Raw genomic sequence first — 19,857 nt, forward strand, 5'->3', positions numbered from 1 at the left:
ATGAAATCAGCTTCTTTCTAAAAAATGCGTGTATTCCTCTTGAAGATTTTTTTCGTAGGAAATTGAGGGTTATTTGGTAACTTGAATTCAGTTACACAAAAGGTTTTGTATGAAAAAATTATTTTTCTGGTGGTCTAAACTCAAGTCTACTTTTTGGTTTGTACCTGTTTTGATTATTGCTCTTGGTATCGCCCTACCATTCTGGCTAGTTTATCTGGATAACACGCATGGATTTGAGCCCAAAGGTGGCTGGAAATATTTGTTCCCCAGCAGTCCAAATGCCGCTAAGGATATTCTCTCTACAATAGCAGGTGCAATGATTGGAGTGGCAGGAACTGTCTTCTCCATTACGCTGGTAGCCCTCACACTGGCAAGCAGTCAATTTGGCCCGAGGCTAATAAAGAATTTCATGTATGACCGGATCAATCAGACGGTATTAGGGACTTACGTATCCTTGTACATTTACTGCTTGATTGTGCTCAATACAGTGAAAGATACCGATCAACTGGAATTTACACCTATCATTTCCGTGTTTTTTGCCTTATTGATGACCATAGGCAATATCGTATTGCTAATTATTTTTATACATCATGTAGCCAATAGCATTCAAGCGGACAATATTATTGACAAAATCTCCAAAAATCTTTCTCAGAATTTAAAAATCCTTTTCCCGGAACAAATCGGTGATGCGGCAACTTTCTCTTTTGACTTAGAAAAAATTAAGGCCGGATTTACCTATTCAAAGCCTCTGAAAAGCAATAAAGAAGGCTATTTACAATATGTGGATCCTGAAAAGTTAATGGAACACGTTTCCGGTGAAGACCTTTTTCTTGAGCTTTATTTTCGCCCCGGAGACTATTTATTTATAGACAGAGAAATAGGAAAGGTTTATTCTCATAAAAACTTGTCTGAAGAAGAGCTGGAACCTCTAAAAGACAACTTCCTAACCGGCAGAACACGCACCTCCCAACAGGATGCAGAGCATGCCATCCACCAGATGGTGGAAATAGCTGCCAGGGCGCTGTCACCGGGTATAAATGACCCTTATACAGCCATCGCCTGTATTGACAACCTAAGCAATACCATGGCTTACCTGACCACGGTAAAGTTTCCTTCACCTTATAGAGTTGGAGAACAGAATAGGTTGAGAATCTACGCCAATGCATTGACTTTTGAAGGAATGATGGGGGCCGCATACAATGCTATTAGACAATACTCAAAGGCTAACCCTCCTGTAATAATCCACTTGATGGAAGCCATGGCCACACTTCATGATTTTGCAGTGGACCAGCAACACAAGCAAGTGATAAAAAAGCATGCTGAAATGATCCTTAGCTTGGCCGAACGCTCAATTGATGAAAAGAATGACCTTGAGGATCTACAAAAACGATTTGATGCTATTCAAAAGTAACACCCTATTTATCTCATAAGCTTTCCCGTTTTGGTTGGAACCTAATGTAATACCAAAAAACAGTAGGTTTGGTTTTTTAATGTAGACGATTATTCTCAAGTCATAACTTTTCCTGCTCAATTTAGTTTGCGGAAGGAATTTAACAACAAATGGAGTATAGGAATTCAGGGGGGCAGTTTATTACAATCAATTTTTTAAAAAGAGGGGGCATTACTTTGGCCCCAGGTTAGGTTTCTACCTATAAGTCGAGACAAAGTTATGTCGTAAGCTATATATTTTTTTTCGTCCAAAAATTATGTAAACAGGTCATTGACCACATTCCCTGCCACATCGGTAAGGCGGTACCTTCTGCCCTGGTGTTTAAAGATGAGTTTTTCGTGATCCACTCCGAATAGATGCATTAAACTTGCATGAAAATCATGCACATGCACTGGGTCTTGGATCACATTGTATCCAAAATCATCCGTAGCTCCATAAGTAAACCCAGGCTTCACTCCTGCACCCGCCATCCACATGGTAAAGCAACGTGGATGATGGTCCCTTCCATAATTATCGGCTGTAAGGGTTCCCTGGCTGTAAACTGTTCTCCCAAACTCTCCACCCCAAACTACCAGGGTGTCCTCGAGCAAGCCTCTTTGTTTAAGGTCCTTAATCAGGGCCGCGGTGGCCTGATCGGTTTTTGCGCATTGGTTCTTTATTCCACCTGGAAGGTTTCCATGTTGGTCCCAACCCTGATGGTAAAGCTGGACGAACTTCACATCTTTCTCTATCAGCTTCCTTGCCAAAAGACAATTGGCAGCATAGGTTCCGGGATCACGACTTTCTTCACCATACAAATCAAATACCCAATCCGGCTCATCGGTCATGTCCGATACTTCAGGAACAGAAGTTTGCATACGGAAGGCCATTTCGTACTGGGCAATTCTGGCATTGATCTCAGGATCACCATAGGTATCAAACTGGATGCCATTTAAGTCCTTGAGGTAATCCAACATTTCCTTTCGATCATGTCCGTCATAGTTCTCCGGGTTGCTCAAGAAGAGCACAGGATCTTTACCTGACCTGAATTGTACGCCTTGATGCTGGGAAGGCAGAAAGCCATTGCCCCAAAGTCTGGCATACAGAGGTTGATCCCTAACCGCATTTTTGGACACCAAGACCACAAAGCCTGGTAAGTTTTGATTTTCGGAACCCAATCCGTAAGAAAGCCAGGCACCCATAGAGGGTCTTCCGGGCAACTGATGACCGGTTTGCATAAAGGTTATGGCTGGATCATGATTTATTTGCTCAGTGATCATGGATTTGATAAAGCAAAGTTCATCCACCACCTCTGCCGTATGGGGCATTAACTCACTCACCCAGGTTCGGCTTTTTCCGTATTGCTGAAATTTAAAATTGGACTGCGCCACGGGAAAAATACTTTGATTGGCACTCATACCTGTAAGTCGCTGTCCTCCCCTAATGGACTCGGGAAGGTCTTTGCCGTGCATATCGCTTAAGCCTGGTTTGTAATCAAAAAGATCCAATTGCGAAGGACCTCCACTTTGAAAGAGATAAATAATCCTTTTTGCCTTTGGCGCATGGTGAGGAAGCCCTGGCAGGGCTGTCCCCAAACTAGAATCCATGTCTTTAGCCATCAACCCATCATCAGAAAATAAGGAGGCCAAAGCCAGTCCCCCCATGCCCATGGCCGTTTTGGTAAGAAAATGCCTACGGTCTATTTTTTTCTCCAGCTCGTGAAGGTCTGGGTAGGCTTGAAAGCGATTATTTTTATGGTGATTGCACATATTATCTTTTGGTAATGGTAGCATCCGCGTTAAGAATAGCGCTGGCCACAACTGTATTTGCAGCCCACTGGTACCTGTCCGGCTTTTCTTCGATAGGATAAGACCCCTTATTGAGCCATCCATCCATTTTCTCTGGTGCTTCTTTAAACTTTTTTAGCTCTATTTCTCTTAAATCTAGCAAAAGTGCCAATTCCTGTTCTTTTGGAAACCTTCCGGTGAGTTTTCGAAAAGCATCTTGAATAGCCTTGCTCGTATCTTGCTGGGTGGCAATCTGCATGCCCATGACCTTAGCAATTTCCACATAAATAGGATCATTCATCAATACCAATGCTTGAAGTGGGGTATTTGTTTCTTGCCTTTTAATTGTAGCCTCAGACCTTTCTGGAGCATCGAATATGTGCAAAGTAGGATTGGGAACAGATCTTTTCCATAAGGTGTATAAACTTCTTCTGAATAGGTTCTCCCCAGTATCCTCTACGTATTGCCCACCATTTACAGACCACAAGCCATCCGGCTGATAAGGTTTGACACTTGGTCCCCCCAAAGCTTTGCCAAGCATATTGCTCGCATAAAGGGCGTTGTCACGAATCATCTCCCCAGGCATCCTACCTGATGGACCTCTTGCCAACCAAATATTGTCATAATCTTTTTCCTGAAGTTCTTTACTTGCCAGTGAGGATTGTCTGTAAGTGGCAGACATAAGGATCATTTTCTGCATTTTTTTCACATCCCAACCCGATTCTCTGAAAGTAACGGCCAGCCAATCCAGCAATTCCGGATGGCTTGGCATTTCTCCCTGATTACCAAAATCCGAAGAAGTGGCTACCAATCCTCTACCAAAAAACTGCTGCCAAAGACGGTTAACTGCCACCCTCGCCGTAAGCGGATGTTTGTCATTTACCAACCAGCGCGCAAGACCAAGTCGGTTTTTTGGATAATCTTCGGGCATGGGAAGAATAGAGGTCGGCGTGTTGGGATCTACCTCTTCCCCGTGTGCAGCATACTCCCCGCGCTCCAATATATAGGTATTCCTTTTTGGATTCATGTCATCCATGACCATCACCTCTTGTATCGGCTCTACAGCAGCAGAATGTTCAGATCGAGCGGCTTCTAGTTTTTTTAATTGGCTTTGATAATTGGGGGAGATGTTGTTCCAGTAGAAAGTTTCTAAGGAAAGTCTTTCTTCAGCATTTAAATCTTTAGCACTCTTTTTCAACGTTTGTGCCAATAGATCTGGTTGAATCCATTCCAATATTTCCAAAGGCGACAATTCTTTATTGAATATCGTAAGTTCATCAACAGCGGCTCCTTTCAATCCTCTTCCTCTCCAAACAGCGCCCAACTGAATGCCTGGTTGGTCATTACCATCAAATAGAATGTCTTTATACAAATTATCTCTGGACATTTCGCTGGCCATTAACTTCCCATTGGCATAGGTTTTTATTCCTTTTGCTTTGGAAGAGCCATCATAGGTCATCAACAGATGAACCCATTCGTCTCTTGGTATATCTTCCAGGGTATGGTTACTAATGACGTTATAAGGAGCCGTGTGTGCGAGTATCATTTCCAGCCTGTTCTCCTTTAAATACAAATGGTAACCTCTTCTATTGAACAATACAGCACCGTTGCCAGTATGAAAGATGACCCCATTTTCAAGATTTGCAGGAATATTTACCCAAATCCCTACACTAAAAGCCTGGTCTTTCGAAAAACTACCAACGCCTCCCATTTTCAACCAACTATCCCCATTGAGCGTGGCTGCTTTTCCTTTATACCCTTCTACCAAATCGGGTTGCCTACTTTTTTCTCCAATACCTTCCATAATGCCTTGAACAGTTGGCTTTATTCTGTCCTGAATAGGGAGCTTATCGAAGTCAAAATGGGCAATTAGTGATTTGGATGGAATGTAAAAGCGGGTGTTTTTATAAGACTGATTGTTTATCCAGCTTTCAAGATTGGCCTGTTCTTCTTTTTTGATGTTTACCAAGGCAACTTCTGCCTTGGCAATGTCATTCTTTAACATCTTCAACAGTTTGTCTTTTTCTTCATCCGTCCAAAGCATGGTAGGAACAGGCATGGCATTGTCCCAGGAAATTTGCCCTGCTTCATCTACCTGATTGAAAAAGCTACTTAACTGAAAATATTCTTTTTGACTTACCGGATCAAATTTATGGTCATGGCATCTTGCACATTCCAGACTTAGGGCCATAAAGGCCTTGCCAAGTGTATTGGTCCTGTCTGCAACATATTCTACCCTAAATTCTTCCTGAACGATTCCTCCCTCCATATTTTGGGGATGTATTCGGTTGAAAGCCGTCGCAAGCTTTTGCTTTTTAGTAGGATTGGGAAGTTGATCTCCTGCCAGCTGTTCTATAATGAATTGGTCATAGGGCATGTTTTGGTTGTAAGCCTCTATCACCCAATCCCTCCATGGAGACATGTCTCTAAACCTATCGACGGTGTATCCGTGGGTATCTGCAAACCTTGACAAGTCCATCCAAAACATCGCCATTTGTTCACCATAATGTGGTGAGCTTAGCAAACGATCAACTTGCTTCTCATAGGCATTTTCTGAATCATCCGCTATAAAGGCATCCAATTCTTCTAAACTTGGAGGCAAACCGGTTACATCCAGGCTCAATCTTCTAAGGAGCAATTCTTTGGAGGCAGATGGAGAAGGTTCAAGTCCATGTTCCACGAGTTTTTGACCAATAAACAGGTCAATGGGTTGATTGGACCAATCTTTAATTTTAGGAGCAGGAAGTGCAGGTAATTTAGGAGTAATAAAAGCCCAATGAGGTTGGTACTTTGCTCCGGATTGAATCCATTTAATAAGTATTGCCTTTTGTCTATTGGTTAAGGTGAGGTGAGACTCAGGCGTAGGCATCAGGTAATCTGGATCTTCAGAAATGATCCGGTGAAAGACTTCACTTTGGTTTAATTTTCCTGGGGTTAAAGGTATTTTCCCACTTTCCTCGGTCGCTGCATAGGCAGCATCAGGAAGGTCCAGCCTCATTCCCGCTTCTCTGGCAGCTTCATCAGGGCCGTGGCAAGAGAAGCAATTGTCTGAAAGGATAGGTTTAACATGGATATTAAAATCCACCTGCTCTGGAAGTTCTTCCATTGCCTGAGCTATTGGATCAGGTAAATTGGGCTTACAGGACAATCCCGTGATCACCAGAAATATAAAAATCAATCTGCGAAACATTGTCTTACCTAGGTTAATTTATTGTCAAAATAAATTTAACCGAAATTTCACCCAATTCCCATATTTTTTGAAGATATCATAGAATGAGTCAATTAAAAACTAGGCCAAATTCATTAAATAGAATATATATGAGATGGTCATTATTTTCTTAAAGCAAAAAAAAAACTAGAACACTGCCTGACTTACCTTAAAATTCTTGAACAGGGGACTGTAAAACAAAAAACCTGTTCAAATGAACAGGTTTTTTTTGTTTTGATGTGATCCCGCTGGGGTTCGAACCCAGGACCCTAACATTAAAAGTGTTATGCTCTACCAGCTGAGCTACAGAATCAAAATTCCCAATTATATGACCTCCCTTTTGCAAGGTTTAATATCAAAAGAATACTTGGTTTTTCGCCTTAGTTTCCCGTAATTGGACTGCAAATTTAAAGGACTATATTGAAAATGCCAAATCTTAGACGGATCTTTCTTGTTTTTTTATCAGCTTTCTCATTACTTTATTCACATCAGGCTGACAGTCAGACCACGGGAAAAACTAACCTGATCACTGCTGATAGTTTGTTTGGAGAAAAAAAATACAAAGAGGCTTTAGAAGGCTACGAAACTCTACTTTATGAAGAGGAAGCCTATTCTCCTGCAATGCTTTTAAAGATGGGCTTCATTTCTGAAGGCTTGGGTGACTATGGAAAAGCATCGCTGTATTTGTCGAAGTATTATGATTACAATCCCAACCCCGAAGTCATTGATAAAATAAAATCTTTGACCGGCCAATCCTCGCTCGAAGGCTATCAGGTTTCTGACCAAGATAGATTTTTGAGGTTATTGTTGGAGTACAAAACCATAATTTCTGGCACAGCAGCTTTACTAATGCTTGTGTTCTTAATCCTGGTCTTTGTAATTCCTAAAAAACGTACGGTGTTCTATTATCCCTCCCTTCTATTTCTAGTCATTGCATTCGTAAGTAATAACTTCATAAACAAGCCTGACACGGGAATCATAACTGGGGGACCAGTATTAATTATGGATAGCCCTTCGGCAGCTGGAAATCTCGTAAGGAGAGTCGAAGCAGGGCACCGGGTAACAATCACTTCTAGCAAGGACATGTGGTACCAGGTTCAGTGGGGCAATAAAGAAGCCTATATCCGAAAAGCAGATATTTCTAAAATCTAATCGCTATAAACATTAATCAAGCAAAGCCTCTCTGCCCCTGCCTCTGCTGAACACATTCACGGCAGTGAGTTTGTAAAAAGCTACATGGTAGTAGGAAAAAGAGAAGTGAAAAAAATGATGTAACACAACGCATTCTTTATTAACCTTTCACCGATTAATCACAATTTTACTTAGAACTCATTCTTCTTCCAAGGTATTATTCTCCTCACCAAGTTCAGGATCTACCATACTAAGTATTTCACCTGGAGATAAATAAAGTGCTTCTATCTTTTGCTTGTAGGCCAGAGGGATTTGGTCATGGTTAAGCACAAAGTTTTTGGTAGCTATTATTTTCTCACCAAGTCCATGAGCGACGGCATAGCTATCCGCTGCAATTTCTGCCTTTGTCACAAAACTATTAGACAAATAGTATTTGATACCAAAGCCCAATAAGTTCATAGAGCCTCTTTCTATGTAATCTTGAATATGACCAAGCTCATGGCCTATCCAGCCCAACAACACATCATCAGGCAACTGCTCAATAGGGATAGGGTTGTCTTCAAGAAATAGGTTCCTCGAGATTTTTATTTTGTAAGCACGGTTTTCTTTTGAATGCACAAATAAGGAACCCACCTTTGGTTGTGCCTGCATTACAGATCCGTGAATATTATTTTTGAACTGAAAGTCAATTTTTGTGTTAATCAAATCTGGAAAATAAGACAGGGCTTCCAGTGTTAATTCCCTGATCTCATTGGGAATAACTTTATTTGTAGCAAATTTTTCCAAATTTTGGTTCGAATTAAAATGAGTTTGAGTTTCGGTTGCAAGCTCATTATTGTTGAATCTCCCATCAGAATTGCAGATCAGCAAAAGGTTTAAGGAAATTATAATATTGCATATTAGATATATCATGTTTTACAGATGGTTTATCCATGTATAATACATAATTTCACGTAGCATTCCAAAAAATACACATAAAAAAATCCCGCCAATTACAGGCGGGATTTGTATTTTTTAGTTAAGAAGGGTTAGATAGCCCAAGCCCTATCCCCTTTTTTATATTCAATACAAGGTTCATACCTACCTGGGGTTTCCACAAACCTAAGCGCTTGAGTAGCGCCGATTTCCGAAGTAAAATAGCCCAATAAAGTCAGATCTTTTATCATTAAAATATACTTGTCCTCTTTATTGTCTTCAGTAGCAGGAACCATGGCCTTTTTATTAACTTGGTTTAAGAAATTTGTCCTTTCTTCTACCGTAGCATCCATAAAATCCTTTTTGTTAGCCGCCTTGAAATCGCTCTTCAACTTATTAAGACCGTTAATAAAGGATTTTTGTTGTTCTTCAGTATAAGTAGATTTCACCATCATGGCCATAAACGAACCTATACCCGCAGCTTTTGCTCCGGGAGTATCCGTAGTAGGGATAATTGCTTCTCCGATCTCATCCATATAGGCCAATTCATCTTCAGAAAAATCAAGTCCTTCAATCTGTGAATCAGGAGCACATCCAGTTAAAATAACGTTAGCACCTACCATGGTCCCTCCCATCATGAGGACCACACTTTTAAGTGCTTCTCTTCTATTCATAAAATTCATATCTCTTCAGTTTGGGTTTACAGATTACCTTTTTTCAATTCTTCAACAGCGAAACTTGCTGCCCTAGCAGTCATGGCCATGTAGGTCAACGAAGGGTTTTGTGCAGCAGCTGAAGTCATTGCTGCTCCATCAGTCACAAATACATTTTTCGCATCCCACACTTGATTGTGGCCATTCAAAACAGAAGATTTAGGATCTCTTCCCATTCTTGCTGTACCCATTTCATGAATACCTTGTCCGAAGGTATATCCAGTATCATAAGTGGTGACATTTTTTACACCTGCAGCTTCAAGCATTTCTGCTGCATCATTTTTCATGTCCACCCTCATTTTTTTCTCATTTTCGTGGATTTCTGCATCCATTTCCAAGACAGGGATTCCCCACTTGTCGGTTACGGTTTTGCTGAGCTTTATGGTATTGGTGTGGTAAGGAAGGATTTCACCGAAAGCAGTCATACCTATAGTCCAGTCGCCTGGCTCTGTAAGTTCTGCTTTTAAAGGTGCACCAAAGTCCAATTCAGCAACGGTTCTGCTCCAACCTTGTCTGCTGGCACCACCCTGGAAGCCAAAGCCTCTAATATAATCTCTACTTTCGTTTCCTAGGTTTCTGTACCTTGGAACATAAAATCCTCCAGGCCTTCTTCCAAAGTAATATTTATCTTCAAAGCCTTCTACTACTCCTCTGGCACCAAGTCTGAAATGGTGATCCATTACATTATGTCCAAGCTCTCCAGAACTACTTCCTAATCCTTCAGGCCACACTTCCGTAGCTGAACGCATCAAAATTGCGGCTGAATTGAATGCTGAAGCACAAAGGAATACAATTTTAGAATTGAATTCAATGGTTTCATTTGTTTCACCATCGAGTATCTCTACTCCAGTAGCTTTTTTACTGTCTTTGTCATAAAGCACTTTGGTAACAATTGACCAAGGCCTTAATGTAAGGTTTCCTGTAGCCACTGCTGCTGGCAATGTAGAGGATTGGGTACTAAAGTAACCACCATAAGGACAACCAAGAGAACATTTATTTCGGTATTGACAGCCAGGCCTACCCGGAAGAGGCTGGCTAATATTGGCAATCCGAGCATTTGTCATAACTCTGGCACCTTTAAAATGGTCTTTGACCCTGTCAGCCACACTCTTTTCAACACAGTTCAAAGGCATTGCAGGCATAAATTCTCCATCAGGAAGAATATCAAGACCATCTCTGTTTCCAGAAATACCTGCAAATTTTTCCACATAACTGTACCAAGGTGCAAGATCTTTGTACCTGATAGGCCAATCTACTGCTATGCCTTGCTTGCCATTGGCTTCAAAATCAGTATCAGACCAACGGTAACTTTGTCTTCCCCAAAGCAAGGAACGACCTCCTACTTGGTAACCACGAAACCAGGTGAAAGGCTTTTTTTCTACATATGGAGAATCATCCTCATGCGCCCACCAATCAAGGTTAAGCTCATTCAAAACATAATCTCTTCTAAGATTCGGGTGATTTTCCAACATCTCGATTGTACGCCTTCCTCTATGAGGTATTTCCCAAGGTGCTTTGGTCGCGTTTTTATAATCTTTTACGTGCTCTACGTTAGGACCCCTTTCCAGAAGAAGTACTTTTAACCCCTTCTCCGTTAATTCTTTTGCCGCCCAACCGCCGCTGATCCCTGATCCAACGACAATAGCGTCATAACTTTGATTAGCCATATGCTTTAATTGTTTATTTTAGGTATTGCAATAATATTGATTTTATTAAAGAAATGTTATAATTTTTCCTTTTTCCTGAATTCAACTGTTCCAATTTATAAATACTCTAAATAGACTGATTCATAGCCAATACGCCCACACAACTATTCAGTGATATTATTGTTCTTCAAACTGTCCCTTTCAGCATTGGCTTTGATAAAATCTTTGTCTTTGAAAAACAAAACAAAAATAACGGTCACCAGCAAAGCAATACCAGAAGGTATTAGCCAAATATTTTTCCAAATATGCATTCCGTCTGCTTCTAAATAAGAATCAGAAACAATTCCAGCTATCCAAAAACCTATAAGCATTCCTACTCCATAAGTGGCCAAGGTAATAAGACCCTGAGCAGAACTTTTGTATTTGGGTCCAGCTTTAGAATCTGTATATATTTGACCAGCAACAAAGAAGAAATCGTAACAAATACCATGTAATGCAATACCTATAAGTAATAGATAGGTGCCCTCACCCGCATCACCAAAGGCAAAAAATACGTACCTCACAACCCAGGCCACCATCCCTACAATCAAGGTAATTTTCAATCCGAATTTCTTGAAAAAGAAGGGCATCATAAGAAGAAACAATACCTCAGATACCTGTCCTATTGTCATTTTCCCTGTGGGATTGGTCAGGCCAACTTCTGAAAGAAATGGATTGGCGTTTTGATAGTAAAAGGCCAATGGAATACATATCAAAATAGAGGATAGAAAGAAAATAGCAAAATCCTTGTCTTTCAATAGCTTAAGTGCATCTAAACCTAGTATTTCAACAATGGATTGCTTATCCCCCTTTTGAGATACAACAGGAGGTGTTTTAGGAAGTGTAAAAGCAAAAAGCCCTAGAACTACCGAAGAAATTGAAGACATCAAGAAGGTATTTCTAAGCATTCCTTCACCAATTGAAGCTGAACTATCCCACACAAAAAAGTAACTGATCATCAACCCTGAAGCGATCCACCCTACGGTTCCCCAAACTCTAATCGTACTGAATTCCTTAGCCGGATCTTTCATCTGGTTAAATGAAACGGAGTTAACCAATGCAAGAGTGGGCATATATATAATCATATAAGCCAGAACATATGGGTAAAATGCGATAAAGCTATAAGATGAAAACATCATGTACATCAAGCCCGCACCCAACAAATGCAATACCCCTAAAATTTTCTCTGCATTAAAAAACCTATCTGCTATTAAGCCAATTACAAAAGGAGCCACTATGGCACCTATGGACTGGGTAGAAAATGCGGCGGCCAATTGACTTCCATTTGCTTGAAGGTTGTTCCCTAAAAATGTACCTAAAGTAACGTACCAGGATCCCCAAACAAAAAATTCAAGAAACATCATTAGGGAAAGCTTAAACCTATTATTTAAAGTCATAGTTTTTGGTATGTTAGCGTTTAGTTTGATCGAATTTAGTCAAGAACCCTTAGTAAACAATCTGTAGAATAATTTAAAATTTAAGCCAATTTAACGTAAATTTATCACTTCAGAAAGCAAGCTTACTATTTCTCAATTTCTTAAAAATATTTTCTTCTATTTGCAAAAAATAGTAGGTTCATTATCAACCATTGAAATATATAAAGAAAAAAGGGAAATATAGAAATCAAAAAAACCAAAGACCAAAAGAATGAGTAACAGAAAACTTAAAATGGGGATGATCGGAGGTGGACCGGGCTCCTTCATAGGGGCTGTCCACAGAATATCCGCTGCAATGGACGGCATCATTGAATTGGCCGCTGGTGCTTTTAGTAGCAGTGCGGAAAAATCTGCGGAAACAGGTAAAGAACTTTTTCTTCCATCTGAGAGGGTGTATGCCTCTTACGATGAAATGTTTGAAAAGGAACTGTTATTACCCGAATCTGAAAGAATCGATTTTGTGGCAATAGTCACCCCTAACCACGTACATTTTGATCCTACCAAAAAGGCATTGCAGAATGGGTTTCATGTTGTTTTAGACAAGCCTATGACTTTTAGCTATGAAGAAGCCAAAGAACTGAACAAAATCATTGAAGAAACAGGACTGATGTTCTGCTTAACCCATACCTATACCGGCTACCCAATGGTGAAGGAGGCCAAACATTTAATTTCTACCGGTGTTATAGGTAAAGTAAGAAAAGTTTATGTAGAATACCCTCAAGGTTGGTTATGGAACAAACTGGAAAACACCGATTATAAGCAAGCGATCTGGAGAACAGATCCTAGCAAAAGCGGTATTGCCAACTGTATGGGAGACATTGGAACTCATGCATTCAACCTTGCCGAATACGTAAGTGGATTGAAAATGACTAAATTATGTGCGGATCTTAATTGTGTGGTGGAGGGAAGAACCCTTGATGATGATGGGGCCGTATTGTTGAAGTTTGAAGATGGCGCATCAGGCGTCTTGATGGCAACCCAAATTGCTCCAGGCGCAGAAAACAACATCAAAATCAGGGTCTACGGTGAGAAAGCTGGTTTGGAATGGGAACAGGACAATGCCAATACTTTAATAGTACGTCACCCTGAAGCACCTGATCAGATATATAGAGCAGGAGGTAATATTCCTTACTTGTCTTCAGCGGCTACAGAAAACGTCCGAACACCAGGAGGACACCCTGAAGGTTACCTAGAAGCTTTTGCCAATTTATATAGAAACTTTGCCCGATGCCTTTACGCCAGAAAGAATGGTGAAACACCGAAAAAAGAATGGGAAGACTTTCCAGGTGCTGAAGATGGCTTAAGAGGAATGGCTTTTGTAGAGCATGTGGTAAAAAGTAGTAATTCTAATGAAAAATGGACTAAATTTGAACTTTAAATAACCTAAATCTTTATGAAAACCATTAAAGGACCAGCCTTATTCTTGGCCCAGTTTGTAGATGATAAAGCCCCTTTTAATAATTTAAAAGACATTTGTACCTGGGCTGCAAGCATCGGATACAAAGCAGTTCAAATCCCTACATGGGATGCCAGACTGATCGACTTGAAGAAAGCAGCGGAGGACATGGACTATGTCAACCAAATTAAAAATACCGTAAAAGAAGCTGGTGTTGAAATATCTGATTTTTCTACGCATTTACAAGGACAACTCGTAGCTGTAAGTCCTACATACAATGAACTCTTTGACGCTTTTGCTCCTGCAGAACTAGCGGGTGATCTTAAAGGCAAACAAGAATGGGCTACCAATCAACTCATGATGGCCGCAAAAGCCAGTAAAAACTTTGGCTTGACCACCCATGGTACCTTTAGTGGTGCTTTAATGTGGCACACTGTTTATCCATGGCCTCAGCGTCCCGCTGGACTTGTGGATACAGGTTTTGAAGAATTGGCAAAAAGATGGTTGCCAATATTGGATGAATTCGATAAATATGGTGTAGACGTTTGTTATGAACTACATCCTGGAGAAGACTTGCACGATGGCGTTACCTTTGATTTGTTCTTAGAAAAGGTAAATCACCATAAAAGAGCCAATATCCTTTATGACCCAAGTCACTTTGTATTACAGTGTCTCAATTATGTTGATTTTATCGATATATATAAAGACAGAATTAAAATGTTTCATGTTAAGGATGCAGAGTTTAATCCTACAGGGAGACAAGGTGTTTATGGTGGCTATTCTAGCTGGATAGAAAGAGCAGGAAGATTCCGCTCATTGGGAGATGGCCAGGTTGATTTTAACGCTATTTTTAGTAAACTTTCGCAATATGATTTTGATGGATGGGCTGTCCTAGAATGGGAATGTGCCATTAAGCACCCTGAAGATGGTGCAATCGAAGGAGCTAAATTTATAAGCGACAAAATAATACATGTAACTGAAAAAACCTTCGATGATTTTGCATCCACGGGAATGGATGAAGGTTTAAATAAAAAATTATTGGGAATTAATTAATCTAACTATTACAAACCATGAAGTTTAATTTGAATTTAAGTATGGCTGTTATGGCCAGCGCAATGGTAGCCGTTTCAGCCTGTGGTGGCTCCGGTAGTTCTGAATCCGCATCTAGCGAAAGCGCTGCTGCTGCACCTCCACCAGCTCCTGTAGAAATCAGTTTGGAAGAAAAGTACAAAGATGATCCTATTTTCATCAAAGGATCAGAGTTAATGGGACAAAACGATTGCCCTTCTTGCCATATGCTTGAAAGGAAAATCGTTGGACCTTCTTATGCTGATGTTGCAGCTAAATATGAGTCAACTGACGAGAATATTGAGCTTTTGGCAGGTAAAGTTATAGCAGGTAGTGTAGGTACTTGGGGAGAAATACCTATGCCAGCTCACCCTAATCTTTCTGAAGAAGATGCCAAAAATCTTGCAAAATTCGTTCTCTTGTTAAAGAAATAATTTGAAATGATAAGAACAACTTTGTCTATGGCAGCACTTTCACTTGCAGTAGTGGGCTGTGGCCCTGCTACAAGTAATAACAGTACTGCGGAGGAAAATATTGAAGAAATCATCGTGACTGAGGAAGAGTGGATAAGTTTATTTGATGGCAATAGCCTGACAGGATGGACTGGATATGGCAAAGACCAGCCAGGAGAAGCCTGGGAGGCTGCCGATGGTGTGCTCTACTTTAATTCTGAAAAAGAGGACGGAGGAGATTTGATCACCAAAGAAACCTTTGGCAATTTTCACCTTGAAATAGAATGGAAAATTTCTGAAAACGGAAATAGCGGCATCATGTTCCATGTTCAGGACAACGGAAACTACGACAGACCTTACCATACAGGTCCAGAGTACCAGTTGCTTGACAACGATGGACATAAAGATGGTAAAATCATTACCCACCGAACAGGTGATCTTTATGACATGATTGAATCTACTCAAGACGCTTCAAAACCAGTAGGTGAATGGAACAAAACTGAAATTGTTATCAACAATAACACATTGCAGTTTTTCCTAAATGGTGTGAAGACTGTAGAAACATCTCTTTGGGATGATCAGTGGAATGCTATGGTAGCTGAAAGTAAATTCTCGAAATGGGAAGACTTTGCCAAGTTCAAGGAAGGCAAAATTGTACTTCAAGACCACGGAGATGATGTGTGGTTTAAAAATATCAAAATCAAAAGACTATAAGTAAGTTATAGGTTTTACTCCCAATTCTTTAGTGAAATGAATTGGGAAACACATAAAAAAAGCCGGAAGAAAATTTCTTCCGGCTTTTTTACGCTTATTTAATTTCAATCGAGCAACTATGCTATGATTGTTTTTAATATATCATTTAAAGTCTGGCTAGGTCGCATGGCTGCGGATGTTTTTTCCTCATCAGGTTTGTAATAACCTCCAATGTCAACAGGACTTCCCTGCACACCATTCAATTCACTAACAATTTTTTCCTCATTCTCAGCCATGGTTTTAGCCACTGGGGTGAAAATTGTTTTCAATGCTGCATCATCATCCTGATTGGCCAAAGTTTCTGCCCAATACATGGCAAGATAAAAATGACTTCCTCGGTTATCCAGTTCATTTACTTTTCTAGAAGGAGACTTGCCTTTATCTAGGAATTTAGCCGTTGCCTGGTCTAATGTTTTCCCCAAGACCTTTGCCCTGTCATTGTTAAAGGTATCCCCCAAATGATCCAAAGATACCGCAAGAGCTAAAAACTCACCCAATGAGTCCCAACGAAGGTGTCCTTCTTCAACAAATTGCTGAACATGCTTAGGCGCAGATCCTCCGGCACCGGTTTCAAATAAACCTCCACCATTCATCAAAGGTACTATAGAAAGCATTTTAGCGCTTGTACCTAATTCTAAAATTGGGAATAAATCGGTCAAGTAATCTCTCAATACATTACCCGTTACTGATATGGTATCTTTTCCATCTTTTATGCGCTCAAGAGAAAAGCGAGTAGCTTCTTTAGGCGACATGATAGAAATATCTAACCCCTGTGTATCGTGATCTTTCAGGTAGGTTTCAACCTTTGAGATAAGCGCAGCATCATGAGACCTGTTTTTGTCTAACCAAAAGACTGCAGGAACACCTGTAGCTCTTGCTCGGTTAACAGCGAGCTTTACCCAATCCTGAATTGGTGCATCTTTTACCTGACACATTCTCCATATATCACCTTCTTCAACTTCATTTTCAAGAATAACCTGACCTGAAGCGTTTGTTACCTTTACAGTACCAGAAGAAGGGATTTCGAAAGTTTTGTCATGAGAACCATACTCTTCTGCTTTTTGAGCCATAAGGCCTACATTAGGTACAGATCCCATTGTGGTTGGATCTAAAGCACCATTTTTCTTACAAAAATCAATGGTTTCTTGGTAAACACCCGCATAGGATCTATCAGGTATTACTGCTTTTGTATCCTGAAGTTGATTGTTTTTGTTCCACATTTGTCCACTACTTCTGATCATAGCAGGCATGGAAGCATCAATAATTACATCACTAGGTACGTGTAGATTGGTAATGCCTTTGTCAGAGTTAACCATAGCCAAATCAGGACTGTCTGCATAACATGCATCAATATCAGCTTCTATCGCTTTGCGCGTATCTGCTGGTAGCTTATCCAAAGCAGCAATAAGGTCTCCAAAGCCATTGTTTGGATCTACCCCAGCTTCTTTAAGTACAGCTGCGTGTTTTTCAAATACCGGTGCAAAGAAAACAGTTACTGCATGGCCAAAGATGATAGGGTCAGAAACTTTCATCATAGTGGCTTTCATATGCAATGAAAACAAAACACCTTGTTTTTTGGCTTCAGCTATTTGCTCTTTAAGGAATTTTCTCAATGCAGATACACTTAAAACAGCAGCATCAATAATCTCACCTTTCAGCAAAGGAAGGCCTTCTTTTAAGCTAGTTTGTTTACCATCCTTTCCATGAAGCACTATACTAACACTAGTTTCTGAAGGAAGGGTCACTGATTTTTCACTACCATAAAAATCCCCCTCAGTCATACTTGACACATGAGATTTAGAGTCTTGGCTCCATTTTCCCATGCTATGAGGATTGTTTCTAGCGAATTGCTTAACAGCCTGCGGCGCCCTTCTATCTGAATTACCTTCCCTCAATACAGGATTTACTGCAGAACCTTTAATTTTATCGTATTTGTCTTTAATGTTTTGCTCTTGTTCATTTTTCGGATCATCTGGATAATCTGGTAACCCATACCCTTGTTCCTGCAACTCCTTAATGGCTGTTTTTAGTTGTGGAATAGAAGCACTGATGTTCGGTAACTTTACGATGTTGGCCTCAGGGGTTTTAGCTATTTCTCCTAGCTCGGTAAGGGCGTCACTGATTCTCTGCTCTTCTTTCAAAAACTCAGGAAACGTTGCGATGATTCTACCTGAAAGGGAAATATCTCTTGTTTCTACAGACACCCCAGCCGAGTCAGTAAATGCTTTTATGATAGGCAATAAAGAATAGGTGGCTAATGCCGGTGCCTCATCCGTAAGGGTATAAAGAATTTTGGGGGTTTTGTCACTCATATGTATTTATGTTTTCTGATTGTATTTAAAATGAATTCCAATTTAAAATTGTCAGCTAAATTACGAAAAATATCTTTATCAGAAGGCCAAGCCTCTAGATTAGAAGAAATAATAAGCCTAAGGAGGATAGTATACATAAAGTAGAATAATCAGGTACCAATGGTAGGCCAAAAATACATGAAAACCCAAAATATTCCCATTTTCCCCCTAGGTTATAGATAGTAGCTAATAACTCTCATCTTGATTCGGGAAATCCTTAGACTTAACGTCTTTTATATAATTGCCTACAGCTTTTAGCATGGTATTTCTAATGTCTGCGTATTGTCTAAGAAACCTAGGTTGAAACTCTTGTGTAATTCCCAGCATGTCATGAAGTACAAGCACCTGACCATCAACATCCGGTCCAGCCCCAATACCTATGACAGGTATGCTTACTGCTGCTGCAACTTCTTTGGCCAAAGCAGCTGGAATTTTTTCAAGTACTAGCGCAAAACAGCCACACTCCTCTAGAATCTTCGCATCCTCCAAAAGCTTATTGGCCTCATCCTTTTCTTTGGCCCTTACAGTATAAGTTCCAAATTTGTATATGGACTGAGGAGTCAATCCAAGGTGTCCCATTACAGGTACACCTGCACTTAAAATTCGAATCACTGACTCTTTGATTTCAGCCCCACCTTCCACTTTAACAGCGTGTGCTCCTGACTCTTTCATGATACGGATGGCAGACCTTAGTGCTTCGGAACTGTTGCCTTGATAAGAACCAAAAGGAATGTCCACCACTACCAATGCTCGCTCTACTGCCCTAACCACGGAGGTGGCATGGTAGATCATCTGGTCTAATGTGATAGGCAAGGTAGTTTCATGTCCAGCCATTACATTTGAAGCTGAATCCCCTACCAATATCATGTCAATTCCTGCAGCATCCACTATGCCAGCCATGGAAAAATCATAGGCCGTAAGCATGGAAATTTTTTCCTTTCGTTTTTTCATTTCCTGAAGAATGTGGGTAGTAATTCGCTTCAGGTGGGTAGATTGGTGTACAGACATATCAGTGAAGGTGAACGGTGGATGCTTTTGGGTCTAAGTTTACAGTTATATGCTCACTAAGGGTGGTGGCAAGCTCGTAGCCTGTATAATCTGGGGCTACTGGAAAGAGTTTATGACTCCTATTGACAAAAACCAAAACTTCCATTTTTTTAACCTCATGTTCAAGAAATGGAACCATTGCAAAGGCAAGCGTTTTACCAGTATTCAAAACGTCGTCCACCAAGATTATGGACTTCCCCTTTAAGGGAGCATGTGGTGAAAGAACCACTTCTTCAATTTTTGGATTTTCTTTGTCTAAGTCCACTTTAATTAACTGCACATCAAAAGAAGCTATTTCCCTTAATTTAGCGACCATTAACTCCGCGAACACATACCCCATTCCGGTAAGTCCGGCAATGGTCAACTGCTTCTCACCAGCATTCCTTTCATAAATCTCAAACGCTATTCGCGTTATTTTTTGTTGGATTTGGTGATGGTTCAATACCAATATTTTTGCTTTTTGCGTCATTTCTGTGCCTTTGTCAA

General features: G+C 40.4%; 15 protein-coding genes and 1 tRNA gene. 6 read left to right on the plus strand and 10 right to left on the minus strand.

The window, feature by feature from the left end:
* Window positions 1–109: 109 nt before the first annotated feature.
* Window positions 110–1,411, plus strand: coding sequence for a DUF2254 domain-containing protein (locus AC13EX_RS12205; RefSeq protein ID WP_482892894.1), 1,302 nt, complete (start codon window positions 110–112; stop codon window positions 1,409–1,411).
* Between the two features lie 293 nt (window positions 1,412–1,704).
* Here AC13EX_RS12205 and AC13EX_RS12210 read toward each other — a convergent pair whose 3' ends face one another.
* The 3 genes from AC13EX_RS12210 to AC13EX_RS12220 all read right to left on the minus strand — a co-directional run bounded on the left by AC13EX_RS12210 (window position 1,705) and on the right by AC13EX_RS12220 (window position 6,737).
* Complete coding sequence (locus AC13EX_RS12210) at window positions 1,705–3,198, minus strand: DUF1501 domain-containing protein (protein ID WP_482893070.1); 1,494 nt, start codon at window positions 3,196–3,198, stop codon at window positions 1,705–1,707.
* A gap of 1 nt (window position 3,199) precedes the next feature.
* Window positions 3,200–6,406, minus strand: a complete 3,207-nt coding sequence (locus tag AC13EX_RS12215) for a DUF1553 domain-containing protein (protein WP_482892895.1) — start codon at window positions 6,404–6,406, stop codon at window positions 3,200–3,202.
* Window positions 6,407–6,664: 258 nt separating this feature from the next.
* A tRNA-Lys gene (locus tag AC13EX_RS12220) sits at window positions 6,665–6,737 on the minus strand.
* Between the two features lie 113 nt (window positions 6,738–6,850).
* Here AC13EX_RS12220 and AC13EX_RS12225 point away from each other — a divergent pair.
* Entirely contained in the window at window positions 6,851–7,576 is a 726-nt protein-coding gene (locus AC13EX_RS12225; RefSeq protein ID WP_339713741.1) for a hypothetical protein, read from the plus strand.
* A 177-nt stretch (window positions 7,577–7,753) separates the two neighbouring features.
* Here AC13EX_RS12225 and AC13EX_RS12230 read toward each other — a convergent pair whose 3' ends face one another.
* From AC13EX_RS12230 to AC13EX_RS12245, 4 genes are all read right to left on the minus strand, one after another.
* Window positions 7,754–8,341 (minus strand): hypothetical protein, encoded by a 588-nt coding sequence (locus AC13EX_RS12230; protein ID WP_240477952.1) that lies wholly within the window; start codon window positions 8,339–8,341, stop codon window positions 7,754–7,756.
* A 242-nt stretch (window positions 8,342–8,583) separates the two neighbouring features.
* Window positions 8,584–9,144 carry a gluconate 2-dehydrogenase subunit 3 family protein gene (locus tag AC13EX_RS12235; RefSeq protein ID WP_048644443.1) on the minus strand — a complete coding sequence of 187 codons (561 nt, stop codon included), beginning with the start codon at window positions 9,142–9,144 and terminating at the stop codon, window positions 8,584–8,586.
* 26 nt (window positions 9,145–9,170) lie between these two features.
* Window positions 9,171–10,850, minus strand: coding sequence for a GMC oxidoreductase (locus AC13EX_RS12240; protein WP_048641591.1), 1,680 nt, complete (start codon window positions 10,848–10,850; stop codon window positions 9,171–9,173).
* 143 nt (window positions 10,851–10,993) lie between these two features.
* Complete coding sequence (locus tag AC13EX_RS12245; RefSeq protein ID WP_048641590.1) at window positions 10,994–12,265, minus strand: nucleoside permease; 1,272 nt, start codon at window positions 12,263–12,265, stop codon at window positions 10,994–10,996.
* A gap of 250 nt (window positions 12,266–12,515) precedes the next feature.
* Here AC13EX_RS12245 and AC13EX_RS12250 point away from each other — a divergent pair, with 250 nt between their 5' ends.
* Genes AC13EX_RS12250 through AC13EX_RS12265 form a run of 4 tightly spaced genes read left to right on the plus strand, consistent with a single transcriptional unit; the run spans window position 12,516 to window position 15,934 of the window.
* Entirely contained in the window at window positions 12,516–13,682 is a 1,167-nt protein-coding gene (locus tag AC13EX_RS12250) for a Gfo/Idh/MocA family protein (RefSeq protein ID WP_048641589.1), read from the plus strand.
* A gap of 15 nt (window positions 13,683–13,697) precedes the next feature.
* Window positions 13,698–14,753: a sugar phosphate isomerase/epimerase family protein gene (locus AC13EX_RS12255; RefSeq protein ID WP_482892896.1), complete on the plus strand. Its 1,056-nt coding sequence runs from the start codon at window positions 13,698–13,700 to the stop codon at window positions 14,751–14,753.
* 17 nt (window positions 14,754–14,770) lie between these two features.
* Window positions 14,771–15,202: a c-type cytochrome gene (locus AC13EX_RS12260; RefSeq protein ID WP_048641587.1), complete on the plus strand. Its 432-nt coding sequence runs from the start codon at window positions 14,771–14,773 to the stop codon at window positions 15,200–15,202.
* Window positions 15,203–15,208: 6 nt separating this feature from the next.
* A complete protein-coding gene (locus AC13EX_RS12265) occupies window positions 15,209–15,934 on the plus strand; it encodes a 3-keto-disaccharide hydrolase (protein WP_482892898.1) in 726 nt (241 codons plus the stop codon).
* Window positions 15,935–16,050: 116 nt separating this feature from the next.
* On the opposite strand, the gene AC13EX_RS12270 is transcribed toward AC13EX_RS12265, so the two are convergent.
* The 3 genes from AC13EX_RS12270 to AC13EX_RS12280 form a co-directional block, all read right to left on the minus strand.
* Complete coding sequence (locus AC13EX_RS12270; RefSeq protein ID WP_482892899.1) at window positions 16,051–18,285, minus strand: NADP-dependent isocitrate dehydrogenase; 2,235 nt, start codon at window positions 18,283–18,285, stop codon at window positions 16,051–16,053.
* A gap of 225 nt (window positions 18,286–18,510) precedes the next feature.
* Window positions 18,511–19,332 (minus strand): 3-methyl-2-oxobutanoate hydroxymethyltransferase, encoded by an 822-nt coding sequence (panB, locus tag AC13EX_RS12275; protein ID WP_482892900.1) that lies wholly within the window; start codon window positions 19,330–19,332, stop codon window positions 18,511–18,513.
* Between the two features lies 1 nt (window position 19,333).
* A complete protein-coding gene (locus AC13EX_RS12280; RefSeq protein WP_482892901.1) occupies window positions 19,334–19,840 on the minus strand; it encodes a phosphoribosyltransferase family protein in 507 nt (168 codons plus the stop codon).
* Between the last annotated feature and the right edge of the window lie 17 nt (window positions 19,841–19,857).

The sequence above is a fragment of the Cyclobacterium sp. L-R genome (assembly GCF_056859355.1).